Genomic DNA, 22,821 nt, shown 5'->3' with positions numbered 1-22,821 from the left:
ATTGCCGCATCTGGATGTACCGCGGGGCATGGGCGGAATGGGAAATCGAGAACATCGAGATGGCTGTGCCGTTCAGTCCCGAAGAGCTTCGTGCGAAACGGAATTCCATCCTGAAGCACCAGTCTCAGATGGAGAGTGCACCGTTCTTGGGCAATGACGAGCGCCTCTTCTGGCAACGCAGCGAGGACCGCAACCGTGGCACCGCTTCGCTTTACGATAAATTAGGGCTTGCCTGCTACGAGGCGATGGAGGCTTTTGTAGAGTATAAGCCGTTGTAGAGGTTGGATTGATATAGCTTTCATCGGCTTACGGATATATCTTCATGAAGTGATGATGATATATCCGTAGGCCGATGAATCTATATACGTTCCTCTTCGGAATCGGCTGATGTCTTTTCTTGAATTTCTTCTTTGAATGCGGCTTCTTCCGCTTCTGCTATGATGCGTTCCGTATCATCATAGCGTTCTGTTATGAGTTCTTCCCGGACATCAATGGTTTGATCCTCGTTGGTCTCCATTACGCTGGGAGAATCTTCTGTATACACCGGTTCTGTGTCTTTCTCTCTTTCGGCTTTTGATGCAAAAATCGCATCTATGAATTGAGGGTCATTCTTTATTTTCTGCAGGGTCTCGTGGGCAGCTTCTTGCTGTGATTCTTTTTTGGAATATCCTTTCCCGTTTCCGGCAGGAATACCTTCTACCAATATTTGTGTGTTGAACACGGGGTTTTGTTCTTCGTCTACCGACTGATTGACCAGTTTGAAGGTTACTTCGAACTTGTTTTTCTGGCTCCACTCAATAAGCTTAGACTTGAAATTGACTTCTTTGCGTGAAATTTTGTCCAGATTCAAATATTGGTTGATGATGCGTTCTTCCATAAACTTCTTACAGGCGCGATAGCCCCGGTCCAGATATAGTGCACCAATCAGAGCTTCGAAAGCATTGCCACACATATAACTGTTGTGAGAAGATTGGCGGGTGGTGAACTTTACCAGTTTATCCAGTCCGATTTGTACCGCCACATGGTTGAGTGTTTCCCGTTGTACGATTTTCGAACGTGTATTGGTCAGAAATCCTTCGCGCTTACCTTCAAACTTTTTGTATACAATATCAGCTACCACGGCATCCAGAATGGCATCACCCAAGAACTCCAGTCGTTCGTTGTTCAGCACACGTCCTTTCTCGTTTTTGATGGAAGACGATTTATGCAGCAATGCTTGTTTGTAGATGTCAATGTTCCGCGGATAGAATCCGGTCATTCGGTAAAAACAAAGATAAGGCTCCTTGTCCTTGCGGAAGAGGAGTCTTATCTTATCTGTTATATTGCCAAACACAGTTTATTCAGTGTATTTTTTAATGATTACACATGCATTGTGTCCACCGAAACCAAATGTATTGCTCAAGGCTGCACGGACGGTACGTTCCTGTGCCTTGTTGAAAGTAAAGTTCAGGGTATAGTCGATGTTTTCATCGTTATCTCCTTCTTCGTGGTTGATGGTCGGGGGTACAATGTCATTCTTAACAGACAGTACGCAGGCGATGGCTTCTACTCCTCCGGTTGCGCCCAGCAGGTGTCCGGTCATGGATTTGGTAGAACTGATGTTCAGTTTGTAGGCATGTTCTCCGAACACGTCTTTGATGGCTTTCACTTCAGAAACATCGCCTACAGGGGTAGAAGTCCCGTGTACATTGATATAGTCGATATCTTCCGGTTTCATACCGGCATCTTCCAATGCGTTCATCATCACCAGTTTGGCTCCTAATCCTTCAGGATGGGAAGCTGTCAGGTGATAAGCATCTGCCGAAGCGCCTACGCCGGCAAGTTCCGCATAAATCTTGGCTCCGCGTGCTTTGGCATGTTCCAGCTCTTCCAGAATCAGGCATCCTGCACCTTCACCCATGACAAAACCGTCACGGCTTCCGCTGAACGGACGTGAGGCACGTTGCGGGTCATCGTTGCGGGTAGAAAGGGCATGCATGGCATTGAAACCTCCTACACCAGCAGGGAAGATAGCAGCTTCGGCACCACCGGTCACGATGATGTTGGCTTTGCCCAAGCGGATATAATTGAACGCGTCTGCGATGGCATTCGAAGAAGAAGCGCATGCAGAAGTCGTGGTAAAGTTCGGTCCGTGGAATCCGTACATGATAGAAATCTGTCCGGAAGCGATGTCGGCAATCATTTTAGGAATAAAGAACGGATTGAATTTAGGACCGATGGTATCTTTGGTCTTTTCGTATCCGGCTACTTCTTCTTCGAACGTATGTATACCTCCGATACCTACGCCCAGGATGACTCCGATTTTGTTCAAGTCTTCTTTTTCCACATCAAGACCCGCATCAGTTACTGCTTCTTTGGCTGCTACTACCGCATACTGGGTATATAAGTCCATTTTACGGGCTTCTTTGCGGTCGATGAAATCAGTGGCATTGAAGTTTTTTACCTCACAAGCGAACTGAGTCTTGAATTTGGATGCATCAAAATGAGTAATAGGTCCTGCTCCGCTTACTCCGTTCAGCAGGTTGTTCCAAAAGTCTGGAACCGTATTTCCTACCGGAGTAATTGCACCAAGACCTGTTACTACTACTCTTTTTAATTCCATAAACAGAATTACTTATTTTGCGTTAGCTTCGATATAAGAGATAGCGTCTCCTACAGTCTGGATTTTTTCTGCCTGGTCGTCAGGAATAGAAATACCGAATTCTTTTTCGAATTCCATGATCAGTTCTACAGTATCCAAAGAGTCTGCACCCAAATCGTTAGTAAAGCTAGCGGTCGGAGTAACTTCTGATTCTTCTACACCCAGTTTATCAACGATGATTTTCTGTACTTTTGATGCGATTTCAGACATAATTTTCTTGTTTTAAGTTTATAAATAGAATAATTTTGTTTAATTTTCGGTGCAAAGGAATAAATATTTCTCGTTCTATACAAATATTCGGGCAAATAAATGCATTCTCTTTGCACATTTTTATATATTCTGTGCACGAAAACAGGTAAAAATATGAAGAAAATAGCAATTTTGGCATCGGGTGAAGGAACGAATGCCGAGCGGATCATCCGTTATTTTGAAGAGAAAGAGGAAGTAAGCGTAGAAATTGTCGTTGCATCACGTACTACTGCTGGAGTTATCAAACGTGCCGAACGGTTGGGAGTGCCGTGCCGGGTGGTAACTTCTGCCGGATTTGCTTCGGGAGAGGCGCTGGAAGTGCTATGCGGGTATGAAGTTGATTTTATTGTACTTGCCGGCTTTTTGTTGCGTATTCCAGAAGATATTTTGCGGGTTTGGCCCTGCCGTATTGTAAACATCCATCCATCATTGTTGCCTAAGTTCGGTGGGAAAGGCATGTATGGCATGCATGTACATGAAGCAGTGTTGGCGGCAGGAGAAAAGGAAAGCGGCATAACGATACAATATGTCAACGAACGTTATGACGAGGGGGATTATATCTTTCAGGCACGATGCGAAGTGTTGCCTGATGATACGCCCGAACGCTTGGCTGCACGTGTGCATCAGTTGGAGTACCGCTATTATCCGGAGGTGATTGAGAAGCTGGTGCGGCAGCATGTGTAAAAAATGTCTTTGAACGAATCCTGTTTTTTTCTTTGGTATCTATTTTCTTTTTCGTTATTTTTGTGGCCTTAATAAAGCTAGAAATATGGAAAATAAACTGGTTATTTACAATACGTTGAACCGCCGGAAGGAATCGTTTGTTCCTTTACACGCTCCTCATGTGGGAATGTATGTATGCGGTCCTACTGTTTATGGAGACCCTCATTTGGGACACGCACGTCCTGCCATTACCTTTGATATCCTGTTCCGTTACCTGCAACATCTGGGCTATAAAGTGCGTTATGTGCGCAACATTACCGATGTGGGCCATCTGGAGCACGATGCCGATGAAGGAGAAGACAAAATTGCCAAGAAAGCACGGCTGGAACAGCTGGAGCCGATGGAGGTGGTGCAGTATTACCTGCTCCGCTACCACAAGGCGATGGAAGCCCTCAATGTGCTTCCACCCAGCATCGAGCCGCACGCTTCGGGACACATCATCGAGCAAATCAAGCTGGTAGAGGAAATCCTGAAAAACGGATATGCCTACGAAAGCCAAGGTTCGGTGTACTTCGATGTGGCAAAATACAACAAAGACCACCATTATGGCGTGCTTTCGGGACGCAACCTGGATGATGTCATCAATACCACCCGCGAACTGGACGGGCAGCAGGAAAAGCATAACCCAGCCGACTTCGCCCTGTGGAAATGCGCCCAGCCCGAACACATCATGCGCTGGCCTTCGCCATGGAGCGACGGTTTCCCCGGCTGGCACTGCGAATGTACTGCGATGGGACGCAAGTATCTGGGCGAGACATTCGATATACACGGAGGAGGCATGGACCTTATCTTCCCGCATCACGAATGCGAAATCGCGCAAGCCGTGGCTTCCGAAGGACATCCCATGGTACGCTATTGGATGCACAACAACATGATTACCATCAACGGGCAGAAGATGGGCAAATCGTTGGGTAATTTCATTACGCTCGAAGAGTTCTTTACCGGCTCGAACAAGCTCCTTGCCCAAGCGTATTCGCCGATGACCATCCGTTTCTTCATCCTGCAAGCGCATTACCGCAGCACGGTGGACTTCAGCAACGAAGCCCTGCAAGCAGCCGAGAAGGGCTTGGAACGCCTGCTGGAAGGCATCAAGAACCTCGAGCGCATCACGCCGTCCGCTTCTACTTCAGGCATCGAGCCTGCCGGCTTGCGTGAGAAATGCTACGAAGCGATGAACGATGACCTGAACACACCGATTGTCATCTCGCACCTCTTCGACGGCATCCGCATGATTAACACCGTACTTGATAAGAAAGCGACCATCAGTGCCGCCGACTTGGAGGAGCTGAAGAGCGTATTCCACCTGTTCGCGTTCGATATTTTGGGATTGAAGGCAGAAGGTGAGAACAATGCCGCCCGCGAGGAAGCCTTCAGCAAGGTGGTAGACATGTTGCTGGAAGAACGCATGAAAGCCAAAGCCAACAAAGACTGGGCAACAAGTGATAAGATTCGCGATAGCCTTGCTGCATTAGGTTTCGAGGTAAAAGATACAAAAGACGGGTTTACCTGGAGGCTGAACAAGTAAGGTTTCCACCACAGATTAAAGCAATTTGCAGATTAGCGCGGATAACTTCGTCTGGTGTAAGATTATTAATCTTCCGCTTGTAAGATTAATAATCTTGCAGCCTGAAGATTAATAATCTTACAGCGGATGAACCTATTTTGATGTTATACCTGCGCGGTATGAAATTGTGCATTTTAATGGAACACAGAAAGACACAGACGGACACAGATTCTATTTTAATGTGCCAATGAATAATAGGGCAATGTGCTAATTTATTTTCACATTAGCATATTGTTTATTGACCTATTCTTCTGTGTTTCTTTGTGTATTCTTGTGTGGTCTGGGTTCTCTATGATAGCATCAACAAAATGCACATTTTGATGCTGTTTAAATAAAGAAACCATATAACGAAAAAGAGGGAATGTCCATGCACCCCCTCTTTTTTTATTCCTGTAAATTGCAGGTATTCATTAATCAGAATTTGTTCATTTCCTTTCAGGTCATTTCCGATCTCCAAAAGTTACGTTAAAGCCTAAGCTGACGTTCATATTTCCGCTCTTGACAGGGATGAACTGCGGGGTGACTTTACCCATCAAGTGGTCCATACCAATGAAGAAGTTGAATCCACGTGGATGAAAGTTCAGCAACCATCCGAATGAAGAGCCGAATGAAGAAATCGCATAGTTGACACCGGCATCAAACCATTTGATAGGAGCAACGTTGGCAGAAATGCGGCCTTCCGACCAACTGTATTTGCCATTGATACGGGTAGAAGACAAGAAGCCGAAATGCAGCTTATTGTAAAGCGGAAATGCATATTCTGCACCAATATTTAATGTAGCTCCCAGCATGGCTGTACGTTTCACGCCATTTTCTGTGCGGTGGAAGCTGGCATAATCTTCCAGGTCTTTGCCAATGGCATCCAATTGGCTGTTCAAAGAATTGGGGTCATCGTCTCCCAGTTCGGAATCGACCGCAATGTTTTTGAATCCGTCAAATTCCCATGCACTGTTGCTTGTAGCAGCTTTGATTGTATTATTCCATGAAATGAAGCCGAAATCCAGCAAGGCTGCCGAAAGTGTCAGGTCATCCATAATCTTATAAGTGGCACCTAAATCAATAGCCATACCGAATCCACCTAATCCCGGGCTGTCCACATCGATGTTATCCCAGTCAATCAGGTCACGTTGGCTCGGATTGTCTAGCTTTCTGCCGCTTTCTTCTTTGGTAGGCATCATCAGTCCTTTCAGTGAGGCGTTCATTTCACCGTTGGCTCTTACCATCCATTTGTCTTGTGCCATTGTGACATCCATCTCGGTCATTTTCATGCTGAGGTTTGCTCCGCCTAACAGGAATTTTAATTTACCGCCCACATTCAATTTATCGTTAATTTTGCGGGAGTGGCCAAATGCCAGTTCGACATAATTGTTTGATTCAATGCCTAAATTTTCCATGTGGTAGTGTGTTTCGTTTCCGGTCATACCCATTTTCATGAAGGTAAACAAATCATACGGAAGATTCATGCTGGTATTCGAACGCAGGTTAATATCGACCGTATTGAATCCTCCCCATGCATGGAATCCGGCCGACAACAGTGTCAGGTTGATGTTGGCATTGATGCGGTTATTGTCTTTCAGCCCACTTAGAAATTCCTCTCCACTGATGCTAGAATGCATGAACGTAGTCAGTTGGTCGTTTTGTGGGAATAAGAATGTGCCTACACCGATATTTCCCTGTGTCCCGATATTGATATTACCTAAAGCAGGGATGCTGATGTAGTTGCGTTCTCCAGCGAATGCCGGATTCAATTGGTGACGATAGCTGTATCCTTCAAGGAAGTATCCGGAGTGCAAAGCTTGTGCCGAGACAGTCAGGCATGAGCCTGCTACGGCAGCTACGGTTAAAAGTTTATGTATTTTTTTCATAAATGTCTATCTTACTTACGAATATTGAATAGCTGTTTGTGTTAATTTAAGTCTACGGTAATTCCACCTCTGACGGTAATGATTACATTGTCGAGTACCAACGCTTGTTTTTCGTTCAGTACTTGGCCTTGTACTTCGGTAGGAACTTCGGCTACTACCCGGTATGAGATACCGTCCATGTTCTTCAATGCTCCGTCAGCATGAGATTCCAGGCGTATAGTCAGTTTGCTGGAAGAAGGATTCTCTGGAGTTCCGGCAGTGATATTGCCCTCTACTGTAGCAGTGATTTCATCCATTACATTGCCGTCGCGGTCGATGGCATTTGCTGTCATGGTCATGCCTAGTGGAATGGTATTTGTCGCATCCAATGAGATTTCGGCGTGCCGTACATCCAAGTCTTCCATATCACTGTTCCAGCCATCCATTTGATCGTTATAAACGATTTCTGTACCGTTGTTGAATTGCAAAGGTGCTACGACATTATAGTCTGTCTTGACGGTGTAGTCTCTACCCAGGGTCATGGTAATGCGTTCTTGTACGGCTGTGGCTTCAATGTTTTCAATCCGGATTTCATCAGGAATGGTTTCCACAAGGTCATTCAGATTGGAAACGGTAATGATTTCGTCAGCCGTAATTCCGGCGTCATCACTCAGGCGGTGCAGGCAGATGACGTAATCGGTACGATTGGCAGGGATGATAATCTCTTCTGTTCCGTTTTCTTTGTTACCCAGTGCGATGGTGTGCAAAAGTTGTGTTTCTTTGTACGGCATGAGGTCGGCAGTAAAGTTGACTGCAACCGGTGATTCATTACTTACATAGAGATAAATCTTCGGGTCGGTCATGTCGATTCTTACTTCATTGTCTTGCAGGAATTCGGGCAGGTCGTTGACGGTTACCGGGTCAATGGTAATGTCTACCTGTGGGTCTACCATCGCCGTAACTTCTGTCAGTTCAATATTGCCGATATTCAGTTCTGTGTTCAGCTCCAGCTGTACATTTTGTTGGGTAAGGAAATCTTCCGCTCTCAGGTAAGCATGTCCTTCTACCGGTATATCTCCATTGATAACCAGATGGCCCGGTGCTATCAAACCTTCGTTATCACCCATGCTTTCGAAATTGATAGCGGTAACTGATACCGGGACTGATAATGTTTCACCGCTTCTGACAGGTACATCTTCGGTAAAAGTCAGTGTATTGCCTTCTATCAGAAAACGTGAGTCTCCATCACTGCTGATAGTCAGGTAAGAAGGGAAAGTAATTTTAAATCCTTCTGCAAGGTGCATCTGACGGGCATTTCCACTGAACTTTATGTTCAAGGAAGAAGTAGATGTAACATCTGAATAATAGAGTGCAGTAACATCTGTCGTAACATCTGTTTTATCCACGCGGAAAGAAGTCTGGTCGTTTACATCAGCTTCTGCATTTTGGCTGGGTACATACTCGAAATCCAAGGTCGTAGTAGAAGCTTCTGTGGTAATCTGGTCTCCCTCAATGGTTACATTTTCTACATTTACTGTTGATTCAGAGCCTTCTCCATTCATGGTTAATGCGTAATTGCCGTCAGCATCAGCCTGTACATCACTTTCCGGGTCAAGATCGAAAATTTTTTCTAATGTGATAGAATCCGTATTGCTGCCCGGAATGCTTAAGTTTTCTCCACCTACCGTGATGGTCATGTCTACGTCTTTGCTCAAGTCGTAAGCATTGTCGACACATGCGGTAATGCCTAACAGGGACAATGCGAATAGTCCTCGAAGTGTGTTAATTTTTAAACCTCTGTTTGTCATATTTCTGATTGTATAAGTTAATTCGGTGCAAAATTACCGAAAAAGTTGTGTAAACGAACACATTTTAGAAAAAAAAGAACAGTTTGATAACCTGTTTATTCTTAGGGATTTAAAGCAAAATTGGGATATTTTGAGAGTGTAGATGATTTTTTGATAGAACAATTTTGCTTTTAAAGTAGGTTGGAAGTATGTGATTTGATGGGAAATCGGTGTAGAATTGTAGCAAATCAATGTTTAAGAATAAGGAGAAAATGTTGCGTCTGCTATGTCTCTACCGCTTTATGTCCTAATAGACATGTGAATGTCCGCAATTAGCCAGAATAATGGTGTGCAAAATGAATATATACTTACTTTGCCGTTTCAGTTATCTTCGTAGGCTATAGCAGTTAACTGGAATGGCTTATGCAGTATATCTTCGTTTTCAGGGTATTGGCTAATTGTGGATATTCGTATTCATATTTTATTTTTTTACAATGGATGTCAACGGATGACGGTTTCCTTTTATTTCGGTCAGGAAGGCTTTTGCCGAACCGAAATTAAGATACATGTCAAGCCGTACGGGCAGGTGATTCAGGTCATCGGTGACGAAGAAAGTAATGACTTCTTTTTCCTTATTGTCGACATATTCTACCAATGAGAATACCAGGCAACGGTAAGTCGTGCCGTTTTCTGATGTGAAGTTTTCCTTGCCCCGGTAAATAAGGGTCTGCTTTTCCACTGCTTTTCCGGTAGCCATTGAGAAGAGGATTTTCATGCCTACTTTGTAGTCGGTAGGGTCGTACGAACGTGCCTGCAGCAGGATGCTCAACATGTCGTAGACACAGACATCCATTTCATCGTGCTTGGGGGTAGTGACGCCTCGTAGGGTGCGTTGTTGGTCAACGATGCACTTTCCATTCTTATAACTGAATTTCACTTCGTCTACGGTGTATCGCTTTCCTTCTTCGGCTCCTTTACGGAAATAGAGCGGTTCCAACTGTTGGCTGGTGATACAGGTCAGCGTATCACGCATCTTGAACCACCGGTCGAATCTTTTATTCGTATAAGAGTTTAAGTCGGTACGCAAGCAGGATCGTCCGTTGTAGGTGGCTTCGTTGACGCTCATTTTTGCCCAGCCCACGTTGAACCAGATGAATTTCCAGTTGAACTTCAGTTCATAATGCAATGTTTCACCCGGCTGGATGGCATTGTTTACGGCACCGCATTGGGCTTTTATCGCCAGGCTTCCTGTCAGCAAGCACAGGCAGAGTAAGATTTTCTTTATCATGTTCGTCCTAGGTTTTTGGCTCTTTCTTTGTTTCGGTCTTTAATTTTTTTTGCTTCGTCGGGTTTTTGCTTCTTTATTTCGTTTGGTTTTTGTTTGTCGAGCGGAATAGCATGAATGTTCCAGGTTTCTTCAAACTCGAAATTTGCTTTCATTTCCCAGGTTTTCGGGAAATAGAATACCTCTTCAGGTTGCAGTTTCTCGTCGTAGTTTCCTGTATCCCATTTGCCATTGTTGTTTGTATCATTAAACAAGCGGATGTAATATTTCGTTCCGGGTTGCAGGAAGTAAAAGTCGCACGTGTTTTTTTCAGAAACAGGTTGCTGGCGTATTACTGCATCGCTGTTGTTTAATAGTTGTACGATGGCATGCGGTCCGGCTCCCACAATATTGAGGTAGAGCGTGCCGTATGCATCAGTGGTCTTTACTTTCAGCTTATTTTCCACTTTGTTGGTATAAAGTCCGTAGATACCTTTGAAGCCGAGTGAATCTATGGTAAGCTGGTATTCTTGTCCGGGTTGCCAATTGGCAAGTATTTCATAACGCCTTGGAGCGATGGTGTCGGCCATAAAAATGAAAGGTGTGTCTTGCCATACCGAGTCTACCATCGTCTGCATGTGGATAGCCGTTGTGTCGATGTTTTCCACCGGCTCTTCAAAACTCAAGACGATGTTACGGTTGATATCCAGTTCAGAAGGCGCGTCTACGTTCATGGTGAGGAATGGAGTTTCCACTACGATGGTATCACCTTTCTTTTCTTTCTTCTTGCGTTCTTTTTCTGCTTTTTCGTCAGCTTCTTTTTTCATTGCCAGACGGCGTTCACGCGGAATCTTATTTATCATACGCAGGGTGTCGGTAGTGGGTACCAGTTTTCCTAATGTATCAGTTTCCAGATACTTCAGTTCGATGGTCAGGGTGTCGCGCTCGCATAACGTAGTGTCTTTCACCCAATAGGTGATGCTGTCGTTCCGTTGGTTTGCTTCCACGATGAGCTGTTTCTCGTCGAAGTCCAGTCCTCTCAATGTGGGCAGGGTGTCGGCTTTCGCACTGAAATAAAGAGCGAATTTCTTGGTGTCTGGACGTTCGCTCTTGGCAAGGTATTGTAATGAACTTTCCTGCTTAAAGGCACGCATCATGATGTCATCGGGCATAAAGCGGGTATAATGTACTTCGTATATGGTATCGATGTGTGTAGTATCGATTTCGTTCCATACTGTGTCGTGACGTAAAGCAGGTGCCATACTTGGGATAATGAGTGAGTCGGACCATGCCACGGTTTCGGTCTTTGAGTCGTACATATAGTTCTGGTTTCCGTCCTGCAAGGCATAAATGCGGTATTTGCCCGGTGCGATTCCCCGGATGGTGAACTGTCCGCGGCTGTCGGTGCGCGATATACGGTCGAACGGGAGCTTGGTGAAAGCGGTGTCGTTCAAATTCTTATGTAATCCAACCTGTATACCTTTTATAGGTTCCAGGTTTTCGGCATTGAGCACGGTGCCCGATACCGCCATGGTATCTATTTCGGGGCCGGTAGAAAAGGCATACGAGAATAGTCCCAACGGATTGCCTTCATTATTGTCTACAATGGCATCTCCGAAGTCGATGGTATACGTAGTATTTGCCACCAGTGAGTCGATAAACTTCACCACGACCCGTTTTCCGCTGGTTTTTACTTCGGGTTGTTCGCGCTGTGGGGGAGAGATGATGACTTTTTCCGAAGCATTTTCCAAATTGATGAATTCATCGAATTCGATGGATACATTCTTACGGGTGTTATTGATGGCATTCGGAGCCGGTGTGGCACGTACAAACTTGGGAGGCTCTTCATCGTAAGGACCTCCATCGGGCGAACCCGTGCTGGCACAGGCGTAAAATCCGATGATAATCAGTAACAGGGCAAGGTATTTGGGTATGGGCTTCATGCAATAAGTTTACGAATTAAGTTTCAACATTTCTTCTATATAGTCGCGGTTGTTGCTCAGGCGGGGTACCTTGTGTTGTCCTCCCAGCTTTCCTTTTTGCTTTAACCAGTCGTGGAACAAGTTGGGGCGTGCCACGATGATTTCCAGTTCCTGTAAAGTGATGTCTTTATGCCGTTTGGCTTCATAGTCGGAATTGATTTCCTGCAAAGAGCGGTCGAGCACGTGACGGAACTTATCCAGCGAGTCGGGCATCACGCTGAACTCAATCAGCCATTGGTGGCGGCATTTGGCATTGGCGTCCATAAAGACCGGAGCTGCCGAGTACTCCAGAACTTGTGCACCTGTAGCGTCACATGCCTTGGCGAGTCCTTTTTCGGCATTGTCCACCATCAGTTCCTCGCCGAAAGCATTGATGAAATGCTTGGTACGTCCGGAAATGATGAATTTATACGGGTCTTTTTGGGTAAACTTTACCGTGTCACCCAGGATATACCGCCATAAGCCGCACGAAGTACTGATGACGATGGCATAATTACGTCCCGTTTCTATGCCAGTCAAGGGTACGATGGTGGGATGCGGATTGTCTATTTCTTCCAGTGGGATGAATTCGTAAAATACATCGTAGTCTATCATCAGAAGCATTGCAGGGTCGGACAGGTCGTTTTGCAAGCCAAAGAAACCTTCGCTGGCGTTGTAGGTCTCCATGTAGTGCATCTTGTCGGACGGGATGAGCTGTTTATATTGTTCACGGTAAGGTGTGAAGCATACTCCTCCGTGGAAGAATACTTCCAGGTTGGGCCAGACTTCGTTGAGATGTTTGGCACCGGTTTTCTCCAGAATGCGCTTGATGACGGCAAGCATCCACGAGGGTACTCCCGAAAGGTTCGTCACGTTTTCATGGATGGTAGTTTCGGCAATGCGTTCCACCTTTTCTTCAAATTCGCTTAGCAGGGCAATTTCCTTGCTGGGCACGCGGATAAGGTTCACCAGCGGGTTGATGTTTTGTATCAGGATGGCAGAAAGGTCGCCTACCAGGCTGTCCTTTACATTGTAATTCGGGCTGTGGCTTCCTCCCAGTATCAGTCCTTTGCCCGAAAAGAACTTGCTTTCCGGATTCGAGCGCAGGTAGAGAGCTACGGCATCGGTTCCGCCTTGATAATGGACGTGCCGTAATCCGTCTTTGCTTACGGGGATGAACTTGCTCTTATCGTTGGTAGTGCCCGATGATTTGGCATACCAGATGACACGTCCGGGCCACAGCACGTTTTTTTCGCCATGGCGCATACGGTCTACATAGCCTTTCACGTCTTCGTAGGTCTGGACCGGTACCCGCTGGAAATCAGCGTATGTCCGGATATGGGCATAATCGTATTTTTTCCCCCATTCCGTATCAGAAGCATTCTCGACCAGCTTGTGGAAAACTCTGTCTTGAATGGCTTCGGCTTGTGTGTTATAGCAATCTATTTCCTTTTGGCGGGAAACAAACAACTTTTCGATTAACTTTGTTGAAACCATTGGTATTCCTTTTTTATGGCACACGCATACAGGACTAGTGTGTCCGAAGCGTCTTTCTTGTGCTATTGAAACGCTGCAAAGTTAGCCTATTTCTTGTATTTGTGGTGTATTTTTGTGTTAGAAAAGACAAATCTACACTTTTTTCTTATAACTTTACCACACGAAGACAAATTTTGAAGGTTATGAGAATCGGAATTTTAACGGCAGGAGGTGATTGTCCGGGCATAAACGCTACCATCAGAGGCGTTTGCAAGACGGCTATCAGTTATTATGGAATGGAAGTATATGGTATCCACAATGGCTTTCGGGGATTGCTGGACGATGATGTAATCCAGCTTACTGAGAATTCGTTGGGCGGATTGCTTACGATGGGGGGCACGGTGCTGGGTACTTCACGTGTGAAGCCTTTCCGGAAAGACCGTGGGTTTTCGCTTTCCGATAGCAGGCCTGCGGCATTGCTGAAGACGATTCATGACCACGGACTTGAGTGCCTGGTCTGTATCGGAGGAAACGGCACGCAGAATACGGCGGCCATGCTTGCCAAAGCCGGAGTGAATGTGGTGATGATACCCAAGACTATTGATAATGATGTGTTCGGTACGGATATTTCGTTCGGGTTCGATTCGGCGGTGAGTATTGCCACCGAAGCCATTGACCGTCTGCACTCTACCGCCAGTTCGCACCAGCGTGTGATGGTAATCGAGGTGATGGGGCACAAGGCAGGATGGATAGCCCTTCATTCGGGTATGGCAGGAGGGGGTGACATCATCCTGATTCCCGAACTTCCGTTCAATATACATAATATAGGTGATGTCATCATCAACCGGTTGAAGAAAGGGAAACCCTATTCGATTGTGGTGGTAGCGGAAGGTATTCCCACCTTTAACGGGAAAAAGGCTGCTCAATACATAGCCGAGGAAATCGAGTATGAGACCGGTTTTGAGACGCGTGAAACGGTGTTGGGATATATCCAGCGCGGAGGAAGTCCTACGGCGTTCGACCGTACCCTTGCCACCCGTATGGGAGGGCACGCTACGGAACTGATAGCTCAAAAGCAATTCGGGCGGATGGTGGCGCTCCGGGGTTCGGAGATAGTGTCTGTTCCCTTGTCGGAGGTAGCGGGCAAGTTGAAATTAGTTACTGCCGATAACGATTTGATAATTCAGGGCAAACGCATGGGCGTATGCTTCGGATAATGCACATAGCTTCATCGGGCAACGGAAGTATATGCGCAACCCGATGAAGCTATGTGCGTGGCATGGTGCAACTATATGTGTCGCACCATGCTTATTTATTGTGCCGTGGCATCATTGCCTGTTGTGGCGTAAAGTCCTATCATAGCACCGGTGAATCCACCTGCCACATTGGTCGAAAGAATATCTCCCGAAACGGTTCCACCTACAGGCTGGAAGGTCTTTCCGTCTGTAGAATAACTGAAAGTATACTGGTCGCCCGTGGCTTTCACCTGCAATAGGATGGGGCGTGTTTCCTTAACCGGAGTACTTGCCAGCACGGTAGAGTTTCCTTTTTCGGTGCGTTGCAATACCAGTACGTCTTCTTCTCCTTTCTTGGTCACGCCGAACACGTAGTTGAAGGCTTCGCTTTGGTAACATGTAATACCAGCCAGGTCGGTCTCCGAACGTGGAATGTAGTTCAGGGTGGTAGTGGCCGTAAAGTTGAGGTGTTGCTGGCGATAGAACAAGGTAGACGTAGGTTGTACTACCTTGATGTTTACATCGTATGGGTTGATGGTCAGTCCATTGGGCGAAGTGGAGATGAATTTTTCGCGTGCTCCTCTTATGCCTACCCAGCGGTAATCCAGTGTGTCCGAAGTGAAATCTTCAGTATAGGTGAAGTTTCCGTTCGGGAAGAAACCGTTTTGTCCGGTCTGGTTGGTGACACCTGCCGGCATTTTCAGCTTAGCCTTTAGAGGTTCCATTCCTCCTTCGAATACGGGGAAAGTGCTGCTCCAGTCGACAGGAAGGATAAAGGTTTCACGTCCTGTGTTTACTTGATTGGCATTGTTGGGACGGATGGCAAGGAATACTCCGTAATATTTTCCGTCAGGTCCTTCCACCAGGTCGGCATGTCCTGCCCAGTCCACTTTGTCAGGACGGTCGGCATTCAGGTGGCGTTGTGACAGGATGGGGTTCTCCGGAGCCGGTGTAAACGGGCCTTTGGGGCTGTTTCCGATAAATATTACTTCACTATGCATGCCTCCTGTTCCTCCTTCGGCACACATCAGGTAATATTTTCCATCTTTCTTGTACAGGTGTGGAGCTTCAATCCAGATAGGTTTCTTCGAGAGGTCTACTCCTCCGTTTACTATCACTTTATCTGTTCCGGGAACGATTTGGTCTTTTTCTACATCATATTCCCATACCTTGATAACGCGGTGTCCTTCATACAGTGCCTTCTCTGGTGCATCATTGTGTACTACGTAAGCTTTTCCGTTATCATCGAAGAAGATAGACGGGTCGATGCCTTCAAAGTTCAGCTTGATAGGGTCGCTCCAGCCTTGCATCGGATCTTTGGTCTTGACGATGATGTTTCCGAACCCTCCGGCAAACTGGGTGGTAATCATATAGAATGTGTCGTTGTTCGGATTATAGCGGATGGTAGGTGCATATACGCCGGCACTGATTCCTGTGTCTTCCACCTTCAGTTGCGAGGGGCGGTCGAGCACATGGCCGATTTGTTTCCAGTTGACCAGATCGGTCGAATGGAAAATAGGTACGCCCGGATTGATGGCAAACGAAGAACATACCAGGTAATAATCGTTTCCTTTCTTGCAGATACTGGGGTCGGGGTAACATCCTTGTAGGATGGGGGTGTAGAATTCGTCGGAAGCGAGCGGATTCTGTTCGTACACGGCATCTTGTCCTGTATAGGTGAAATTACTGAATACAGGAGTACCAGGAGTAACCTCCATTTGATTGCTGGCACATGAGCATGCAAGTAGGCTCAGCGTGCCCCACGTCAATAAGCTTAATGTTTTTTTCATGGTGTTTATATTATAATAATGAGTAGTGTCGAATAGTCGTTTACAAAGTTAATAGGTCGGGATGAAAAAGATTGTTGCGTATGTTACATATTTTATTCTCTATGTTACATCTTGTATTATTTTCATGCTCAGATGTACCATCTTACAGAATATCTTTAGTTTTGGGGTATGAGATGTTTGTTTTTTCTTTTAAATTTGTAGGCAAACTTATAACTAATAACGATATGAAAATACGCAGGTTTTTCGTAGCACTGATGATGTGCATTCCTTTTTGCGGCTTAGTCCGGGCTCAATCGAGCGATAATGGTGACGGTACTTTTACTAACCCGATGTTGTGGAGTGATGTGCCCGACCCTGATGTTATCCGTGTTGGTAGCGACTTTTATCTGGTAAGCACTACGATGCATCTGATGCCGGGCGCACCTATTATGCATTCTAAAGATTTGGTGAATTGGGAGACGGCCAGTTATTTGTTCGACCGTTTGACCGATACACCGAATTATGACCTGAACGGATGTACTGCATACGGAAGAGGGCAGTGGGCCACCTCAATCCGTTACCACAATGGGAAATATTATGCTTATTTTTCGCCCAATGACAAGCCCTATAAAGGATATGTGTATGCCACTACAGATCCGAAAGGGAAATGGGAACTTGTTTCCCGCTTGCCTCATTTCCACGATGCGTCTTTGTTGTTCGACGATGACGGACGTGTATATATCTATTATGGAACAGGGCAATTACGCGAATTGAAGCCAGACCTTACAGGGGTGCAGCCTGGAGGAGTGGATATGAAAATCTTCGAGCGCGATAGTACCGAAACCGGATTGCTGGAAGGAAGCCGTGCCATTAAATACAACGGAAAGTATTATCTGTTGATGATTTCGTGGCCTAATGGAGGCAAGCGTCGTCAGGTGTGCTATCGTGCCGATAAGATAACCGGTCCTTATGAAAAGAAAGTAATACTGGAATCGGACTTTGCCGGTTTCCCGTATGTAGGACAAGGATGCATTGTGGATGATGAGAAGGGCAATTGGTATGGTGTCATCTTCCAGGATCGTGGAGGTGTGGGACGTGTCCTTACACTGATGCCTTGCCGCTGGGTAGACGGATGGCCGATGCTGGGCAATGAGGAAGGCCGTGTACCCGAAATCATGGAAAAACCCGTGCAAGGATGTCCTGCCTTGCCCTTGGTGGTGAGTGACGATTTTGGAAAACAGGAAATGAAAATCAACTGGCAATGGAACCATAACCCGATAAACGAAGCATGGTCGCTTTCGGAACGTCCGGGTTATTTACGATTGAAGACGCATCGGGTGGTAGAAAACCTGTTTTGGGCACCGAATACGTTGACCCAACGTATGGAAGGACCGAAATGTACGGGAAGTGTGTCTATCGATGTGTCTCATATGAAAGAAGGGGATGTAGCAGGTTTCAGTGCTTTCAATGGCGATGCCGGTGTCCTTTCGGTAGTGATGGAAGGCGGAAAGAAATACCTTACGATGTCGTCACAGGTGGTAGCTTTACGCGATTCGGACAAGGCGGTGACACATGTGGAGACTGATGAAAAGGCGCGTGTGGAATTGACACAGGATGTAGTTTACCTGCGTATTGATGGAGATTTCCGGGTAGGCAAAGACATTGCTGCTTTCTATTATAGCCTGAACGGGAAAGACTGGACGAAAATTGGTTCCGATTTTAAGATGATATTCGATTACCGCCGCTTCTTTATGGGGACAAAATATGCGATATTCAATTATGCTACAAAGCAGACAGGTGGCTATGTAGATGTGGATTTCTTCGATTATAAACGAATAAGATAAAGAATGGTTATGAAAAAGAAAGCATGGGCATTGATGGCCTGCTTGATAGGTTTTTCGGGATTACAGGCACAAGACAAGTTGTATCCGAACACTTTTGCCTTGAATGAGGTGACTCTCTTGGATGGTCCTTTCAAGCATGCACAGGACTTGAACGGTAAGGTATTGATGGAATATGATGTAGACCGCTTGCTGGCTCCTTTTCTGAAAGAGGCAGGATTACCTCCCAAAGGAGAATTGTTCCCCAATTGGGCGGGACTGGACGGACACGTAGGCGGACATTATCTTTCGGCACTGGCAATGCATTATGCTGCTACAGGTGATGAGGCATTCCGCCAGCGTATGGAGTATATGATAGCCGAATTGAAACGTTGCCAGGAGAAGAATGGTGATGGTTATATCGGTGGGGTTCCTAATGGAAAGGCTTTGTGGAGTGAGATACGGAAAGGAAACGTGGCTTTGATTTGGAAATACTGGGTACCTTGGTACAACCTTCATAAGCTTTATGCCGGGCTTCGGGATGCCTGGATGTATGCCGGCAATGAAGAGGCAAGACAGATGTTTCTGGATTTGTGCGATTGGGGCATTGGAGTCGTTTCTCCCCTCACTGATGCGCAAATGGAGCAGATGCTGGATATGGAATTCGGCGGAATGGATGAAGTATATGCCGATGCCTATCAGATGACCGGAGACAAAAAATACCTGGACACGGCCAAACGTTTTTCTCATCATTGGTTGCTGGACAGCATGGCAAAGGGAGTGGACAATCTGGATAACAAACATGCCAATACACAAGTGCCTAAAGCGGTGGGATATCAACGCATAGCCGAGTTAGACCATAACCGTACGTATGAGGATGCGGCATCGTTCTTCTGGCATACGGTGGTAGAAAACCGTTCGCTGGCATTCGGAGGCAATAGCCGGCGCGAGCATTTTGTGGCGAAAACCGATAGCAAGAGCTATATAGAAGACCGTGAAGGTCCGGAATCATGCAATACCAATAATATGCTGAAACTGACCGAGGGCTTGTTCCGGATGCATCCCGAGGCTAGCTATGTGGACTACTACGAACGTGCTTTGTACAATCATATTCTTTCTACCCAGCATCCCGAACACGGCGGATATGTGTATTTCACATCTGCCCGTCCGGCACATTACCGGGTTTATTCGGCTCCTAATCAGGCGATGTGGTGCTGTGTAGGAACCGGTATGGAGAATCATGCCAAATATGGAGAATTCATCTATACGCATACACACGATTCATTGTTTGTCAATTTGTTTATAGCTTCTGAACTGAACTGGAAAGAAGAAGGCATCCGCTTGCGTCAGGAAACAGGTTTCCCGGCAGAAGAAGGAAGCAAACTTACGGTTTCGGTGGACAAGCCCAGACATTTCAAGATGTTGGTACGCCATCCGTGGTGGGTTAAGGCTTCGGAAATGCAGGTGTTGTGTAACGGAAAAGAGTATGCAGTCGGTTCGGAACCATCTTCGTATGTATGCATTGACCGCGAATGGAAAGACGGGGATGTTGTCGAAATCCGTACGCCGATGCATGTTAAGTTGGAAGAGTTCCCGAATATGCCCGAATATGTTGCCATCTTGCGCGGACCGATTGTATTGGGTGCACGGGTAGGTACAGACCATCTGGACGGGCTGGTGGCAGACGATAGCCGATGGGGACATATTGCTTCAGGACCTTTGGTTCCGGTTTACGAAACTCCTTTTCTTATAGGAGAGCGGGCTGATATCGAAGAGAAGTTAAACCATTTGCGTCCGGTAGCAGGCAAGCCGTTCCATTATACGGTTCCCGGTCTGTTCCGTTCCGGCAAATACAAGGATTTGGTACTCGAACCGTTTTATGGCATTCACGATAGCCGTTATATGATTTATTGGCTTTCGATGGACGAAACTGAATACGCACATTATCAAAGCGAACAGAAAGCCGAAGAAGAAGCGCGTATTGCATTAGACCGCCGGACGGTAGATGCCATAGCAACGGGAGAACAACAGCCCGAAGCGGACCACTTAATGAAGAACGAGAACTCGACAAAGGGAAATTTCAATGGCAAGGCGTGGCGTGATGCGAAAGACGGAGGCTATTTCAGTTATGTACTTTCTACTGAGGGCAAGTCTGACATGTCTTTGCTGATAACTTATTGGGGCAATGAAACCGCCGACCGGGAATTTGATATCTTGGTAGATGGAAAGGTGATTGCTTCTGAAAATCTGGTAGGGAAATGGAACAAGCAGGAGTTCGTGGATGTTGAATATGCTCTTCCTGACGATGCGTTGCAGGGTAAGAAAGAAATCACTCTCACGTTCCAAAGCAAGCCCGGAAAAATAGCCGGAGGGGTATTCTTTATCCGTTTGGTGACTAACGAACAAGGTGAATGACTTTAAATGAAATTATATGATGACAAGACAATGGCTATTGACTGCAGCCTTAGGGGCTTGCCTGTCCGTTTATGCTACTGATTGGAAATTTGCCAGTCCCGATGGACACATTCAAGTGGTGGTATCCGATGAAGGCGGAAAGCCTTCTTACCAAGTGTTGTATGACGGAACCGTGTTTCTCGAACCTTCTCCCTTGGGTCTGGAGACCAATATAGGCGATTTTACTCAAGATATGTCGTTGGGGGGAACGTGCAAGGCGGATACGGTATGCGATACCTATACGTTGCCCACCATCAAGCAGAGCCGGGTAGACTATAAGGCGGTTGAAGTGGTGTGCCCGTTCATGCAACAGGGCAAGAAGGTGTGCGATGTGGTGTTCCGTGTGAGCAACCGTGACGTGGCTTTCAAGTACCGCGTCTATCCCAAGGAAAATACCTTATGTTGTGTGGTGCGCTCGGAAGCTACGGGTTTCGTCTTGCCTGAGGGAAGCACTACTTTCCTTTGTCCGCAAAGCAAGCCGATGGGAGGCTTTGCACGTACTTCGCCCAGTTATGAGACCTCTTATACCGTCGATGATACGATGGGCAAGAATGGCTGGGGCGAGGGATATACATTCCCGTGCCTGTTCAAATATATGGATAAGGGATGGCTCTTACTTTCAGAAACGGGAGTAGATAGTCGCTATTGTGCCAGCAGGCTGATGGGGCACGAGGGTGGCCTGTATACGATAGGTTATCCGCAAGAAGGCGAATACAATGGCAATGGAACAACGGCTCCGGGAATTGCGCTTCCAGGCGAAACACCTTGGCGCACCATCACTTTGGGAAAAACACTGGCTCCTATAGTTGAAACTACCGTGGCTTTCGACCTTGTATCTCCCTTGTACGAAGCATCTCAGAAGTACCAGTACGGATGCGGCACATGGAGCTGGATTATCGGAGGTGATGCCAGCATGACATACGATGAGCAGAAGCGTTACATTGATTTTGCCGCGGCGATGGGATACCAGTCGGTGCTGGTTGATGCATTGTGGGATTCGCGGGTAGGATATGAAAAAATAGAAGAGTTGGCACGTTATGCCCAGTCTAAGAATGTGGCATTGTATCTGTGGTATAATTCCAATGGTTATTGGAACGATGCTCCGCAAGGTCCGCGTGGCAAGATGAGCAACATTATTTCCCGTCGGAAGGAAATGAAATGGATGCAAAGCATCGGTATCCGGGGTATTAAAGTGGACTTTATAGGAAGCGACAAACAAGTGACTATGCAATTGTATGAGGATATTCTGGCAGATGCCAACGATTATGGTCTGCTGGTTATTTTTCACGGATGTACCTTGCCTCGCGGATGGGAGCGGATGTATCCCAATTATGCGGCAAGTGAAGCTGTACTGGCAAGCGAGAATATGAACTTTTCGCAAGGAAGTTGTGATGCCGAAGCCTTTAATGCCTGCTTGCATCCGTTTATCCGCAATACCGTAGGTAGTATGGATTTCGGAGGCAGTACATTGAACCGGTATTACAATGCGAAGAATCAGCCGGGAGGTAGCCGCCGTGTTACATCGGATGTGTTTGCGCTTGCCACAGCGGTGCTTTTTCAAAGTCCGGTCCAGCACTTTGCTTTGGCTCCTAATAATCTGACCGATGCTCCTGTATGGGCTGTGGATTTTATGAAGAAAGTACCTACGCTGTGGGATGAAGTGCGTTTTATCGATGGTTATCCCGGCAAGTATGTAATATTGGCACGTCGGCACGGAGAAACGTGGTACGTGGCTGGAATCAATGCCAGCAAAGAACCGTTGAAAGTGAAAGTAGCTTTGCCGATGTTTTCCCCGAAAGAAGAAGTGACGCTTTATGCTGATGATGCCCAGCTGCAAGGAAGCGTGAAAACCCAGAAGCTGGACAAAAAAGGCGAAATCGAACTGATGATTCCATGTAATGGAGGAGCTTTGATTGTAAAATAACTCAGAAGCTGTTTTGAATTTATCGTGCGATGATTTGGGATGAGTTTTTGAGGCATTTCCGCTTCTGTGATGAGGAAGATAGCGGGCTATCTGACGAAGAACAGGAGCGA

15 protein-coding genes and 1 pseudogene are annotated in these 22,821 nt (G+C 46.4%); 7 read left to right on the top strand and 9 right to left on the bottom strand.

All coding sequences use genetic code 11. The features are described 5' to 3' along the window. Positions 1 to 278: pseudogene (locus B5F78_RS11310) on the top strand (glucosamine-6-phosphate deaminase); the annotation flags it as partial. Positions 279 to 358: 80 nt separating this feature from the next. Here B5F78_RS11310 and rnc read toward each other — a convergent pair. The 3 genes from rnc to B5F78_RS11295 are packed head-to-tail and all read right to left on the bottom strand — an operon-like array spanning position 359 to position 2,851. Then, entirely contained in the window at positions 359 to 1,333 is a 975-nt protein-coding gene (gene rnc / locus B5F78_RS11305; protein ID WP_022040331.1) for a ribonuclease III, read from the bottom strand. A gap of 3 nt (positions 1,334 to 1,336) precedes the next feature. Continuing rightward, the gene (gene fabF, locus B5F78_RS11300; RefSeq protein ID WP_022040330.1) at positions 1,337 to 2,602 is read right to left on the bottom strand and encodes a beta-ketoacyl-ACP synthase II; all 1,266 of its coding nucleotides are present in this window, start codon (positions 2,600 to 2,602) and stop codon (positions 1,337 to 1,339) included. Positions 2,603 to 2,614: 12 nt separating this feature from the next. Further along, positions 2,615 to 2,851, bottom strand: a complete 237-nt coding sequence (locus tag B5F78_RS11295; RefSeq protein ID WP_022040329.1) for an acyl carrier protein — start codon at positions 2,849 to 2,851, stop codon at positions 2,615 to 2,617. 153 nt (positions 2,852 to 3,004) lie between these two features. Between B5F78_RS11295 and purN the strand changes: the two genes are divergently transcribed. Continuing rightward, positions 3,005 to 3,574, top strand: coding sequence for a phosphoribosylglycinamide formyltransferase (gene purN, locus B5F78_RS11290; protein ID WP_087406743.1), 570 nt, complete (start codon positions 3,005 to 3,007; stop codon positions 3,572 to 3,574). An 85-nt stretch (positions 3,575 to 3,659) separates the two neighbouring features. Beyond that, a complete protein-coding gene (gene cysS, locus B5F78_RS11285) occupies positions 3,660 to 5,138 on the top strand; it encodes a cysteine--tRNA ligase (protein WP_022040327.1) in 1,479 nt (492 codons plus the stop codon). 479 nt (positions 5,139 to 5,617) lie between these two features. Here the strand turns inward: cysS and B5F78_RS11280 are convergent, their stop codons facing one another. The 5 genes from B5F78_RS11280 to B5F78_RS11260 all read right to left on the bottom strand — a co-directional run bounded on the left by B5F78_RS11280 (position 5,618) and on the right by B5F78_RS11260 (position 13,530). Continuing rightward, positions 5,618 to 7,042 (bottom strand): DUF5723 family protein, encoded by a 1,425-nt coding sequence (locus B5F78_RS11280; protein ID WP_087406742.1) that lies wholly within the window; start codon positions 7,040 to 7,042, stop codon positions 5,618 to 5,620. 41 nt (positions 7,043 to 7,083) lie between these two features. Continuing rightward, on the bottom strand, positions 7,084 to 8,829 hold the full coding sequence (locus B5F78_RS11275; protein ID WP_140400128.1) for a hypothetical protein: 1,746 nt from the start codon (positions 8,827 to 8,829) through the stop codon (positions 7,084 to 7,086). A gap of 460 nt (positions 8,830 to 9,289) precedes the next feature. Continuing rightward, a complete protein-coding gene (locus tag B5F78_RS11270; RefSeq protein ID WP_022040356.1) occupies positions 9,290 to 10,096 on the bottom strand; it encodes a DUF3108 domain-containing protein in 807 nt (268 codons plus the stop codon). Further along, on the bottom strand, positions 10,093 to 12,015 hold the full coding sequence (locus B5F78_RS11265) for an Ig-like domain-containing protein (RefSeq protein ID WP_022040357.1): 1,923 nt from the start codon (positions 12,013 to 12,015) through the stop codon (positions 10,093 to 10,095). The genes B5F78_RS11270 and B5F78_RS11265 overlap by 4 nt, the downstream gene beginning before the upstream one ends. 9 nt (positions 12,016 to 12,024) lie before the next feature. Further along, on the bottom strand, positions 12,025 to 13,530 hold the full coding sequence (locus tag B5F78_RS11260; RefSeq protein ID WP_022040358.1) for a GH3 auxin-responsive promoter family protein: 1,506 nt from the start codon (positions 13,528 to 13,530) through the stop codon (positions 12,025 to 12,027). A 182-nt stretch (positions 13,531 to 13,712) separates the two neighbouring features. On the opposite strand from B5F78_RS11260, the gene B5F78_RS11255 reads away from it, so the two are divergent. Then, positions 13,713 to 14,726 carry an ATP-dependent 6-phosphofructokinase gene (locus B5F78_RS11255; protein WP_022040359.1) on the top strand — a complete coding sequence of 338 codons (1,014 nt, stop codon included), beginning with the start codon at positions 13,713 to 13,715 and terminating at the stop codon, positions 14,724 to 14,726. 95 nt (positions 14,727 to 14,821) lie between these two features. Here the strand turns inward: B5F78_RS11255 and B5F78_RS11250 are convergent, their stop codons facing one another. Further along, positions 14,822 to 16,543 carry a glycoside hydrolase family 43 protein gene (locus B5F78_RS11250; protein WP_191763237.1) on the bottom strand — a complete coding sequence of 574 codons (1,722 nt, stop codon included), beginning with the start codon at positions 16,541 to 16,543 and terminating at the stop codon, positions 14,822 to 14,824. Between the two features lie 248 nt (positions 16,544 to 16,791). Between B5F78_RS11250 and B5F78_RS11245 the strand changes: the two genes are divergently transcribed. The 3 genes from B5F78_RS11245 to B5F78_RS11235 are packed head-to-tail and all read left to right on the top strand — an operon-like array spanning position 16,792 to position 22,711. Next, positions 16,792 to 18,357 (top strand): glycoside hydrolase family 43 protein, encoded by a 1,566-nt coding sequence (locus tag B5F78_RS11245; protein ID WP_239414037.1) that lies wholly within the window; start codon positions 16,792 to 16,794, stop codon positions 18,355 to 18,357. A 9-nt stretch (positions 18,358 to 18,366) separates the two neighbouring features. Next, entirely contained in the window at positions 18,367 to 20,748 is a 2,382-nt protein-coding gene (locus tag B5F78_RS11240; RefSeq protein WP_087406740.1) for a glycoside hydrolase family 127 protein, read from the top strand. Positions 20,749 to 20,767: 19 nt separating this feature from the next. Further along, positions 20,768 to 22,711, top strand: coding sequence for a glycoside hydrolase family 97 protein (locus B5F78_RS11235; RefSeq protein WP_022040363.1), 1,944 nt, complete (start codon positions 20,768 to 20,770; stop codon positions 22,709 to 22,711). The last annotated feature ends 110 nt before the right edge of the window (positions 22,712 to 22,821 follow it).

This window comes from Bacteroides sp. An279, assembly GCF_002159615.1.
GTDB lineage: Bacteria > Bacteroidota > Bacteroidia > Bacteroidales > Bacteroidaceae > Phocaeicola > Phocaeicola intestinalis.
This window is presented reverse-complemented; position numbering and strand designations above follow the sequence as displayed.